The sequence below is a fragment of the Rhodopseudomonas parapalustris genome (genome assembly GCF_053772255.1).
Genome location: NZ_JAMKBZ010000002.1, coordinates 242,258 through 253,942 on the forward strand (window position 1 = coordinate 242,258; position 11,685 = coordinate 253,942).

At 66.1% G+C, this 11,685-nt stretch carries 10 protein-coding genes; 8 read left to right on the plus strand and 2 right to left on the minus strand.

Annotated elements, in window-relative coordinates; genetic code table 11:
• Positions 1 to 101 precede the first annotated feature (101 nt).
• Together M9H71_RS03230 and M9H71_RS03235 are read right to left on the minus strand one after the other, a co-directional pair.
• Positions 102 to 425, minus strand: a complete 324-nt coding sequence (locus M9H71_RS03230; RefSeq protein ID WP_164633967.1) for a DMT family transporter — start codon at positions 423 to 425, stop codon at positions 102 to 104.
• Positions 422 to 1,159 carry a class I SAM-dependent methyltransferase gene (locus tag M9H71_RS03235; RefSeq protein WP_455403659.1) on the minus strand — a complete coding sequence of 246 codons (738 nt, stop codon included), beginning with the start codon at positions 1,157 to 1,159 and terminating at the stop codon, positions 422 to 424. Before M9H71_RS03235 ends, M9H71_RS03230 begins: the two co-directional genes overlap by 4 nt.
• A 153-nt stretch (positions 1,160 to 1,312) precedes the next feature.
• On the opposite strand from M9H71_RS03235, the gene M9H71_RS03240 reads away from it, so the two are divergent.
• From M9H71_RS03240 to M9H71_RS03275, 8 genes are all read left to right on the plus strand, one after another.
• The gene (locus M9H71_RS03240) at positions 1,313 to 2,536 is read left to right on the plus strand and encodes a DUF3419 family protein (RefSeq protein WP_455403660.1); all 1,224 of its coding nucleotides are present in this window, start codon (positions 1,313 to 1,315) and stop codon (positions 2,534 to 2,536) included.
• 287 nt (positions 2,537 to 2,823) lie between these two features.
• A complete protein-coding gene (locus M9H71_RS03245) occupies positions 2,824 to 3,717 on the plus strand; it encodes a LysR family transcriptional regulator (RefSeq protein WP_455403661.1) in 894 nt (297 codons plus the stop codon).
• A gap of 248 nt (positions 3,718 to 3,965) precedes the next feature.
• Positions 3,966 to 4,436, plus strand: coding sequence for a formate dehydrogenase subunit gamma (locus M9H71_RS03250; RefSeq protein ID WP_455403662.1), 471 nt, complete (start codon positions 3,966 to 3,968; stop codon positions 4,434 to 4,436).
• On the plus strand, positions 4,433 to 5,989 hold the full coding sequence (locus M9H71_RS03255; RefSeq protein ID WP_455403663.1) for a formate dehydrogenase beta subunit: 1,557 nt from the start codon (positions 4,433 to 4,435) through the stop codon (positions 5,987 to 5,989). The genes M9H71_RS03250 and M9H71_RS03255 overlap by 4 nt, the downstream gene beginning before the upstream one ends.
• Positions 5,990 to 6,001: 12 nt before the next feature.
• The gene (gene fdhF / locus M9H71_RS03260) at positions 6,002 to 8,848 is read left to right on the plus strand and encodes a formate dehydrogenase subunit alpha (protein ID WP_455403664.1); all 2,847 of its coding nucleotides are present in this window, start codon (positions 6,002 to 6,004) and stop codon (positions 8,846 to 8,848) included.
• Positions 8,849 to 8,850: 2 nt separating this feature from the next.
• Entirely contained in the window at positions 8,851 to 9,678 is an 828-nt protein-coding gene (gene fdhD, locus M9H71_RS03265) for a formate dehydrogenase accessory sulfurtransferase FdhD (protein WP_455403665.1), read from the plus strand.
• Complete coding sequence (locus tag M9H71_RS03270; RefSeq protein WP_164603895.1) at positions 9,668 to 9,883, plus strand: formate dehydrogenase subunit delta; 216 nt, start codon at positions 9,668 to 9,670, stop codon at positions 9,881 to 9,883. Before fdhD ends, M9H71_RS03270 begins: the two co-directional genes overlap by 11 nt.
• 63 nt (positions 9,884 to 9,946) lie before the next feature.
• Positions 9,947 to 11,596 (plus strand): OFA family MFS transporter, encoded by a 1,650-nt coding sequence (locus M9H71_RS03275; RefSeq protein WP_455403666.1) that lies wholly within the window; start codon positions 9,947 to 9,949, stop codon positions 11,594 to 11,596.
• Positions 11,597 to 11,685: the final 89 nt, after the last annotated feature.

Here is an 11,685-nt window from a genome sequence, read left to right on the forward strand (position 1 = left end):
TTTGTCAATCGCCGCCTTGGTCGGGCGGCAAGTGCGTTGTCGAGCGAAGGGGGAGCCGGTTCGCGTGAAGGAAATGCGTCACAGCAAGAAATAAGAGCGTTTCACGCCGGTGTGCTGAGCTTCAGCCCGATCATGCCGGCCACAATCATCGACAGGCACAGCACACGGACGCCGCTCGCCGGCTCACCGTACAGCGTCATGCCGACCACGATGCTGCCAGCGGCGCCAATTCCGGTCCACACCGCATAGGCGGTGCCGAACGGCAGCGATTTCAGCGCGATACTCATCAGGCCGAAGCTGGCCAGGATGGCGGCCAGGGTCACGACCGCCGGCCAGAACCGGGTGAAGCCCTCGGAATGCTTCAGTCCCAGCGCCCAGACGATCTCCATCAGGCCCGCGGCAAACAGCGCGAGCCAGCCGGTCATGGCTTCCTGCGCGGCGGCAGCGTCAGCACGGCGGCTTGCGCATAGCCGCGATACGGCCGGTCGAACCGCAGGCCGGCCCCAGTGCGGGCCGCGACCTGCATCAGCACGGCTTCCAGACTGTCGCGCGGGGTGACGTCGAACAGCGTCAGCCAGCGTCGCAACAGGTTGCGGGCCACTGAAGGCAGGCCGCGCTGGTCGCCGAAATCGACGATGTGCAGCTTGCCGCCCGGCTTCAGATTGGCGACGGCGCGATCGATCACCGCGGTCCAGTCCGGGATCATCGACAGGCTGTAGGAAATCATGACGTGGTCGAAGCTGACCGCCTGGCCGAACACCGCCTGCGCGGTAAACGCCGTGGCGTCGCCGTGCGCGACCTTGACCCGCGACATCAGTCCGGCACCTTCGATCGAACTGATCGCAGAGGTCAGCATCTCGGTCGAGACGTCGAGACCATAGAACTTCGCGTCGCGGTATTGCGCCGCCGCCTGAATCAGGTTGCGGCCGGTGCCGCAGCCGACTTCGAGAACGGATTCGCCCGCCTTCGGCTGCAGTTCGGCGATCAGCCGATCGCGGCCGAGCAGATAATAACGGCGGGTCAGATCGTAGATGTGACGCTGATAGCGGTACATCCGGTTCATGCGCGAGGTCGCGTCGACCGGCCACGCCGGATCGACGGCGAGCTCGGGGTGCGTCAGCTCGGTACGCGGAAGATCGGTGCGAGTGAGCGTCGTCATGGCCTGCCACCCTGGTTCGGCATCGTCGGCCATCCATCGCGATTTCTGGCGACAGGGTGATGACAAAGGCGGCGCTGATGATCAGGTCCGGCGCTGTCGCAAAACTGCAGCGTTGCCCGGCTAATTTGGATCGATTGCCGAGTCGAGGATTTGATGAACACGCAGCAACTGATCGCGGACGCCGTCCGCAACAGCAAGGATCGCAGCGAGTCGACGCTGTGGGACGCTTTGTTTTCGATCTGGTTTCGTCGCCTGGTCTATACCCAGATATGGGAAGACCCCGAGGCTGATCTCGCGGCTCTGCAACTGCAGATCGGCTCGACCATCGTGACGATCTCGTCGGGCGGCTGCAACGCGTTGTCCTACCTCACCGCCAAGCCGGCGCAGGTGTTCGCGGTCGATCTCAACGAGGCGCATCTGGCGCTGCTCAAGCTGAAGCTCGCCGGCCTGCGGGCGCTGCCGGACTACGCGTCGTTCTGGCGGTTCTTCGGCGAGGGGGCTGCTGCCGATAACGCCGATCTGTATCGCCGGCGGCTGCGCCCGGCGCTCGATCTCGATGCCCGCAGCTTCTGGGACGAGCGCGACTTTCGCGGCCGGCCGCGCTACCGCTACTTCACCAATGGGTTCTACCGCCACGGCGCGCTCGGCCATTTCATCGGCTTTGCGCATCTGCTTGCGCGCATCGCCAAGATCGATCTCGACGTGCTGCTGAAAGGCGCTCCGGATTCGCCGGAGCGCCAGGCGGCGCTGCAGCGCGTCGACCGGCTGTTCCATTCGCGGTTTGCCCGCATGCTCACCCGAACACCGGCTCTGCTGTTCAGCCTCGGCATTCCGCCGCAGCAGCGCGAACTGCTCGGCGGCGACCAGCCGCTCAACGAAGTGCTGCATCAGCGGCTGCTGCGGCTGATCGACGTCTATCCGAACGAGACCAATTACTTCGCCTGGCAGGCTCTGAGCCGGAGCTATCCCGGCCCCGGCGATCGCTGCCTGCCGCTGTATCTGCAGGAGAGCCGCTATCAGCAGATGCGCGCCGGCGCCGGCCTAGTGATCCCGGTGCACGAAAATCTGCGGGTGTTCCTGGAGAGCCTGCCGGCCCGCCAGATCGACGCCGTGGTGCTGCTCGACTCGCAGGACTGGATGGCGCCGGACGAAATCCGCGCGCTGTGGGATGCGATCGATCGCGCCGGCAAGGAGCAGGTGCGGGTGATCTTCCGCACCGCAGGCGCCGAATCCCCGCTGGAAACCGAGCCGCTGGCTCCGCTGCAACAGACCTGGCAGCGCGACGCCGAACGCAGCGCCATCGGCTTCGACCGCGACCGCTCGGGGATCTACGGCGGCTTCCACTGCTACATGCGGCGGAGCGGCAGCGTCGGCTGAACCGCCGCCGGTGTGTTCGCGCGCCGGTTCGCTCAGCTTGATCCATCTCAATCCGCATCCCCGCCAATCAGTTAGCGTGCTGATGACGAAGCGTGGTGCGGATGGGTCGTGCTTCCCGCGCCGGCAGCGTCTCTCCCCAGACTGGCCCCGCGCTCCCGATGCGCAACCGGGAGGCGGGGTTATTGTTGCCTGAGCGCCCGCAACGGCGTGGCCGCCGGTCCGCCTTGCCGAACGCGTCCTGATCGGGCAAGACTCTCGAAATTCACCTGAATTTCCAAGAGGCCGGTTTGATCGACAAGCTCGAGCTGCTACTCGCGCTCGCCAAGGAACGGCATTTCGGCCGAGCCGCGGAAGCCTGCGGCGTGACCCAGCCGACCATGTCGACCGGCATCAAGCAGCTCGAAGAGATCTTGGGCGTGATGCTGGTGCAGCGCGGCTCGCGGTTTCTCGGCTTCACGCCGGAGGGCGAGCGGGCGCTGGAATGGGCGCGCCGGATCGTCGCCGACAGCCGCGCGATGCGCCAGGATATCGGGGCGCTGAAGGCCGAACTGTCCGGGGAACTGAGGATCGCTGCGATCCCGACCGTGCTCGGCATGGTGGCGCAGCTCACCACGCCGTTTCGTGCCAAGCATCCCAACGTCCGCTTCAGCATCCTGTCCTGCACCTCGTCGGAAGTGCTGGGCCTGCTCGAAAACCTCGAAGTCGACGCCGGGCTGACCTACACCGAGAACGAGCCGGTCGGCAAAGTCCGCAGCGTGCCGCTGTATCAGGAAAGCTACCGGCTGATCACCTCGCCCGACGGGATGTTCGGCGACCGCGATCAGGTGACCTGGCGCGAGGTCGGCCAGGTGCCGCTGTGCCTGCTGACGCCCAACATGCAGAATCGCCGCATTATCGACCGGGCGCTGCGCGCCGCGGGCACCAGTGCGCAGCCGACGCTGACCTCAAATTCGATCATCGTGCTGTACACCCACGTCAAGACGGGGCGATGGGCCAGCGTGATGCCGGCCAAGCTCGCCGAGACGCTCGGGCTCGGCGACGAAGTTCGCACCATTCCGATCGTCGAGCCGATGGTCGCCTACAGCATCGGCCTCGTGGTACCGCCGCGTGAGCCCTACACGCCGCTGGTCGCCGCCCTGATGCAGGTGGCCCGCGAAGTCGCGCCGACGCTGCAGAGCTGATCGGGGCGGATCGCTGCCGGAAATGCTGCGGAGCGCAGGCAGCCGCCACGAGTCATTCCGTGGCGCGAGCGATAGCTCGCGAACCCGGAATCTCCCTGCGCGAACAACCTCGGGATTCCGGCGCCCCGGAATGACGGTGTCAATTCTCCTTGTCGTTGCGAATTCCTTATCGCAGCATTGGACAGCTTTATTGATCTTTTGAACAATTCTTATTCTCATCCGGCGATCCACGACGACGAAGAGCGCCGATGCAATACGAACCATGGGAACCCGCCCGCGCGAGCGAGATCATCGCCGGGCTGACGCACAAGGAAGGCGCGACGCTGCTGATGCTGCAGGCGTTGCAGGAAGCGTTCGGCTATGTGCCGCAGGACGCCGAGCCGATGATCGCTCAGGCGCTGAATTTGTCGCGCGCTGAAGTCCACGGCGTCCTTACCTTCTATCCGGATTTCCGCCGTGCCCCGCCAGGCCGCCATGTGCTGAAGCTGTGCCGCGCCGAGGCCTGCCAGGCCGCCGGCGGTGACGCGCTGGCGGCGCATGTCGAGACCCGGCTGGGCGTCACCTTCGGCGCCACCACCGCGGACGGCGCGGTGACGCTGGAGCCGGCCTATTGCCTCGGCCTGTGTGCCACGGCGCCCTCGGCGATGATCAACGAGCGCGTGGTCGGCCGGCTCGATGCCGGCAAGCTCGATGCTCTGTTGGCGGAGGCGCAGCGATGAGTTTGCGCGTCTTCATCCCGCGCGATTCCAGTGCGCTCGCGATCGGCGCCGACGAAGTCGCGGCCGCGCTGCTCGAACAGGCGCATGCGCGCGATCTGCCGGTCGATCTGGTCCGCCCCGGTTCGCGCGGGCTGTATTGGCTCGAACCCATGCTGGAGGTGGACACGCCCGAGGGCCGCGTCGCCTACGGGCCGGTGACGCCGGACGACATGCCGGCGCTGCTCGATGCGATTCTGAGCGATGGTACGCATCCGCTGAAGCAGGGGTTCACCGAACAGATCCCGTGGCTGAAGCGGCAGACCCGGCTGACCTTTGCGCGCTGCGGCATCGTCGATCCGCGCTCGATCGACGATTATCGCGCTCATGGCGGCTATCGCGGGCTCGAACGCGCGCTGAAGATGAGCTCGGATGCGATCATCGACGACGTCGTCAAGTCCGGCCTGCGCGGCCGCGGCGGCGCAGGCTTTCCGACCGGCACCAAGTGGCGCACCGTGGCGCAGGCTGGGCGTGGCCAGAAATACATCTGCTGCAACGCCGACGAGGGCGACAGCGGCACCTTCGCAGACCGGATGCTGATGGAGGGCGATCCCTTCATGATCATCGAGGGGATGACGATCGCCGGCATCGCCGTCGGCGCCACGAAGGGCTACATCTACATCCGCTCGGAATATCCGCACGCGGTCGAGGCGATGAACGCCGCGATCGAGGCGGCGCGGCGCACCGGCTATCTCGGCGAGCACATCTGCCATTCGACGGATTCGTTCGACATCGAAGTCCGGGTCGGTGCCGGCGCCTATATCTGCGGCGAAGAAACCTCGATGCTGGAGAGCCTCGAGGGCAAGCGCGGCACGGTGCGGGCCAAACCGCCGCTGCCGGCGCATAAAGGCCTGTTCGGCCGGCCGACGGTGATCAACAACGTGCTCACCTTCTCGGCGGTGCCCTACATTCTCGACGGCGGTGCGCAGGCCTATGCGGATTGCGGCATGGGCAAGTCGCGCGGCACCAAGCCGATCCAGCTCGGCGGCAACATCAAGCACGGCGGGCTGTTCGAGGTGGCATTCGGTATCACGCTCGGCGAACTGGTCGACGAGATCGGCGGCGGCACGCTGAGCGGCCGGCCTGTGCGCGCGGTCCAGGTCGGCGGCCCGCTCGGGGCTTACTTCCCGCGCGCGCTGTTCGATACGCCGTTCGACTACGAGGCGTTCGCCGCGCGGAGCGGCATGGTCGGGCATGGCGGCGTCGTGGTGTTCGACGACACTGTCGACATGGCCAAGCAGGCGCGGTTCGCGATGGAGTTTTGCGCGCATGAATCCTGCGGCAAGTGCACGCCATGCCGGATCGGTTCGACCCGCGGCGCCGAGACGGTCGACAAGATCATCGCCGGCGACAGGCCTGCGGCCAACATCGCCGTGCTCGAAGACCTCTGCAACACCATGAAGTTCGGCTCGCTGTGCGCGCTGGGCGGCCTCGCGCCGATCCCGGTGCTCAGCGCCCTGACGCACTTCCCGGAAGATTTCGGCCTCGCGCCGCGCCGCCTGCAGGCCGCGGAATAAAGGACGATCGATATGGCTCTGGTCCACGAAACCGATTTCGGCACGCCGCGCTCGCCATCCGAGACGATGGTGACGCTGACGATCGACGGCCGCAGCGTCTCGGTGCCCGAGGGCACCTCAATCATGCGCGCCGCGATGGAGATCGGCACCGCGATCCCGAAGCTCTGCGCCACCGACATGGTCGACGCGTTCGGCTCATGTCGGCTGTGCCTTGTCGAGATCGACGGCCGCAGCGGCACGCCGGCGTCGTGCACCACGCCGGTTGCCGACGGTCTCGTCGTCCATACCCAGACCGAGCGGCTGAAGCAGATCCGCAAAGGCGTGATGGAGCTTTATATCTCCGATCACCCGCTCGACTGCCTGACCTGCTCGGCCAATGGCGATTGTGAGCTGCAGGATATGGCCGGCGCGGTCGGCCTGCGCGACGTGCGCTACGGTTACTCCGGCGAGAAGCATCCCAATCCGGGCCTCGACGAGTCCAATCCGTATTTCACCTACGATGCGTCGAAGTGCATCGTCTGCTCGCGCTGCGTCCGCGCCTGCGAGGAGGTGCAAGGCACCTTCGCGCTGACCATTGCCGGCCGCGGCTTCGACTCTGTCGTGTCGCCTGGCATGCAGGAGAGTTTTCTCGGTTCGGAATGCGTGTCCTGCGGCGCCTGCGTGCAAGCCTGCCCGACCGCGACGCTGAACGAAAAGAGCGTGATCGAGATCGGCACGCCGGAGCGCTCGGTGGTGACGACCTGCGCGTACTGCGGCGTCGGCTGCACCTTCAAGGCCGAGATGCGCGGCGAAGAGCTGGTGCGCATGGTGCCCTACAAGGACGGCAAGGCCAATCGCGGCCACTCTTGCGTCAAGGGCCGCTTCGCCTGGGGCTACGCCAACCACAAGGAACGCATTCTCAAGCCGATGATCCGCGGCAAGATCACCGAGCCGTGGCGCGAGGTGAGCTGGGACGAGGCGTTCGCCTATGCGGCGTCTGAACTGAAGCGGATCCAGGCCAAATACGGCCGCGATTCGATCGGCGGTATCACCTCGTCGCGCTGTACCAATGAAGAAACCTTCCTGGTGCAGAAGCTGATCCGCGCCGGGTTCGGCAACAACAATGTCGATACCTGCGCCCGCGTCTGCCACTCGCCGACTGGTTACGGTCTGTCGACCGCGTTCGGCACCTCGGCCGGCACGCAGGATTTCGACTCGGTCGAGCACGCCGACGTCGTGATGATCATCGGCGCCAACCCGACCGATGGTCACCCGGTGTTCGGTTCGCGCCTGAAGAAGCGGCTGCGACAGGGCGCCAAGCTGATCGTGGTCGATCCGCGCCGGATTGATCTGGTTCGCTCGGCCCATATCGAGGCTGCGCAGCATCTGCCGCTGAAGCCCGGCACCAATGTCGCGGTGCTGACCGCGCTGGCCCACGTCATCGTCACCGAAGGACTCGCCAACGAGGCCTTCGTGCGCGAGCGCTGCGACTGGAGCGAGTACGAGCACTGGGCTGCGTTCGTGTCCGACGAGCGCCACAGTCCGGAAGCGACCGCCGCCTTCACCGGCGTCGATCCGCAGGCGGTGCGCGAAGCCGCACGGCTCTACGCCACCGGCGGCAACGGCGCGATCTATTACGGCCTCGGCGTCACCGAGCACAGCCAGGGCTCGACCACCGTGATGGCGATCGCCAACCTGGCGATGGCCACCGGCAATCTCGGCCGGCCCGGCGTCGGGGTGAACCCGCTGCGCGGTCAGAACAACGTGCAGGGCAGTTGCGACATGGGCTCGTTCCCGCACGAACTGCCGGGCTATCGTCACATCTCGACGGATTCTGTGCGCGAGAGCTTCGAGGCACTGTGGAACGTCAAGCTCGACAACGAGCCCGGCCTGCGCATTCCCAACATGCTCGACGCCGCGGTCGAGGGCTCGTTCAAGGCGCTGTACGTGCAGGGAGAGGACATCCTACAATCCGACCCTAATACGAAGCATGTCGCCGCCGGCCTCGAAGCGATGGAATGCGTCATCGTCCACGACCTGTTCCTCAACGAGACCGCCAACTACGCCCACATCTTCCTGCCGGGCTCGACCTTCCTGGAGAAGAACGGCACCTTCACCAACGCCGAGCGCCGCATCCAGCGCGTCCGCAAGGTGATGTCGCCGAAGAACGGCCTGGAGGATTGGGAGGTCACGCTGAGGTTGGCCGAGGCGGTCGGTTACAAGATGAACTACACCCACCCGTCGCAGATCATGGACGAGATCGCCGCGCTGACGCCGACCTTCACCGGAGTGTCCTACGCAAAGCTCGACGAACTCGGTTCGGTGCAGTGGCCGTGCAACGAGCGGGCGCCGGACGGCACGCCGGTGATGCACATCGATGCCTTCGTGCGCGGCAAGGGCAAGTTCGTCATCACTGAATATGTCGCGACCGACGAACGCACCGGGCCGCGCTTCCCGCTGCTGCTGACCACCGGCCGCATCCTGTCGCAGTACAATGTCGGCGCGCAGACCCGGCGCACCGCCAATACGGTGTGGCACGACGAGGACCGGCTCGAGATCCATCCGCACGATGCCGAGCAGCGCGGAGTCCGTGATGGAGATTGGGTGCGGCTCGCCAGCCGCGCCGGCGAGACTACGCTGCGCGCGCTGATCACCGACCGCGTCGCGCCGGGCGTCGTCTATACGACGTTCCATCATCCCGACACCCAGGCCAACGTCGTCACCACCGAATACTCGGACTGGGCCACCAATTGTCCGGAGTACAAGGTGACTGCCGTCCAAGTGGCGCCGTCGAACGGCCCATCGGAATGGCAGCGCTCCTACGAGCAGCAGGCCGCCGCCGCGCGGCGGATCGCGGCACCTGCCGAAGCGGCGGAGTAACGATGAAACCGACGGTCCACACCGGCAACACCAAGGTCTGGCGCAACGGCCGGATGCAGGATGGCGCCCGCGCCATCCCCGAGGAGACGCCGGTGGCGATCAGCTACAACGGCTCGACTCAGGCGGTGATGATGGCGACGCCGGCCGATCTCGAAGACTTCGCGATCGGCTTCAGCCTGAGCGAGGGCGTAATCGAGCGGCCTGCGCAAATCGACAGCCTGGAGATTGTGCCGCAGGACGATGGCATCGAGCTGCGGATGTGGCTCGGCGGCGATGTTGCCGACCGGCTGCAGCAGCGCCGCCGGCATATCGCGGGACCAACGGGCTGCGGTCTGTGCGGGGTCGAGTCCATCGCCGAAGCGGTGCGTCCGGTCGCGGTGGTCGGCAATGGACGGTCGTTCTCGCCGCGGCAGATCATCGCCGCGATCGAGGCGATGCCGCCGCAGCAGCCGCTCAATGTCGAAACCCGCGCGGTGCACGCCGCCGCTTACTTCACGCCGGAGCGCGGCATCGTGGAGTTGCGCGAGGATGTCGGCCGCCACAACGCGCTCGACAAGCTCGCTGGCGCGCTGGCGCGGCAGGGGATCGACGCGAGCGCAGGCATCGTGCTGCTCACCAGCCGCGTGTCCGTCGAGATGGTGCAGAAGACCGCCGCGATCGGCGCGGCTGTGCTGGTCGCAGTCTCCGCGCCCACCGCGCTCGCGGTGCGGATGGCGGAGGCCGCCGGCATCACACTCGCCGCGATTGCACGGTCGGACGGCTTCGAAATCTTCACCCATCCGCAGCGCATCGTCGAGATCGATCACAAGGGAGCTGCCGATGTCGCCTGACCGGCTGGTGTACATGGCCAATCAGATCGGCGCGTTCTTCCGCAGCCAGGGGCCGGATAAAGCGGTGCCGGGGATCGCCGAGCATCTGAAGAAATTCTGGGAGCCGCGGATGCGACGGGCGATCATCGCGCATCTCGATGCGGGCGGCGACGGGCTCGCGCCCGAAGTGCGGGCGGCGGTGGAGGCTTTGAAAGTGACGACCTAGCAAAGGCGCACGGGATAACGGCCAGTCCGAAAACGGACGGTCGCAACAGGGGAAGGAAACGACATGTCCACATTGGAAGGTGCCGGACGGCTGTCAGGTGCACGACCCGGCATATTCGATCGCGAGCGGATCATCGCCACCGCCGGCTTCAATCGCTGGCTGGTGCCGCCCGCCGCACTATGTATTCACCTCTGCATCGGCATGGCCTACGGCTTCAGCGTGTTCTGGCTGCCGTTGTCGCGCGCGGTCGGACTGTCGGCACCGAAGGTGTGCACCGACATGACGATCGTGCAGGAGCTGTTCACCACCACCTGCGACTGGCGCGTCGCCTCGATGGGGTGGATGTACACGCTGTTCTTCGTTCTCCTCGGCGCCTCGGCCGCGGTGTGGGGCGGCTGGCTGGAGCGGGTCGGCCCGCGCAAGGCCGGCTTCGTCGCCGCGCTGTGCTGGGCCGGCGGACTCGTGCTCGGCGCGATCGGCATCTATCTGCATCAATTGTGGCTGCTGTGGCTCGGTTCCGGCGTGATCGGCGGAATCGGCCTCGGCCTCGGCTACATCTCGCCGGTGTCGACGTTGGTGAAATGGTTTCCGGATCGCCGCGGCATGGCGACCGGCATGGCGATCATGGGCTTCGGGGGCGGCGCGATGATCGGCGCTCCGCTCGCCAACATGCTGATGAATTACTTCCGAACCCCGACCGATGTCGGTGTGTGGCAGACCTTCCTGGTGATGGGGCTGATCTACTTCGTGTTCATGACGATCGGCGCGTTCTCCTACCGGCTGGCGCCGCCGAACTGGCGGCCGGACGGCTGGATCCCGCCGGAAAAGAACAACGCCTACATCACCGCCCATCAGGTTCACCTGAAGGACGCGCACAAGACCAAGCAGTTCTGGCTGATCTGGGCGGTGCTGTGCCTCAACGTCTCGGCCGGCATCGGCGTCATCGGCATGGCGTCGCCGATGTTGCAGGAGATCTTCGCCGGCAAGCTGATCGGCCTGCCCGACCTCAGCTTCAACCAGCTGTCGGCCGAGCAGAAGACCATGATCGCCGGCATCGCGGCCGGTTTCGCCGGTCTGCTGTCGCTGTTCAACATCGCCGGGCGGTTCTTCTGGGCGTCGCTGTCGGATCACATCGGCAGGAAGAACACCTATTACGTGTTCTTCCTGCTCGGCATCGTGCTCTACGCGCTGGTGCCGACGCTCGCCGCGATGGGCAGCAAGGCGCTGTTCGTGCTCGCCTTCGGCATCATTCTGTCGATGTATGGCGGCGGCTTCGCCACCGTGCCGGCGTATCTGGCCGACATCTTCGGCACCCAGTTCGTCGGCGCGATTCACGGCCGGCTGCTGACCGCGTGGGCGACCGCCGGCATCATCGGCCCGGTGGTGGTCAACTACATCCGCGAGGCGCAGATCGCCGCCGGCGTGCCGCGCGCGCAGGTGTATGACTTCACGATGTACATCCTCGCCGGCATGCTGGTGCTCGGCCTGATCTGCAACGCGATGGTCAAGCCGCTCGCCGACAAGTGGTTCATGAAGCCCGAGGAAGTTGCCGCGTTGCAGGCCAAGGGTGCAGCCGCCAATGTCGGCGGCGGCTCCTACGGCATCGGCAAGGGCGGCCTCGACGCCCGCGCCGCGGCGTTCTGGCTGTTCGTCGGCGTTCCGCTCGCCTGGGGCGTGTGGATCACGCTGCAGAATGCGATGAAGATCTTCTGATCTGGAGCAGACTTTGCGGGACGGCGGTCTGCCGCCGTCCCGCTCTTCATTTGATACAGTCGTTTCCGCGACGCAATTTCATTGCACTG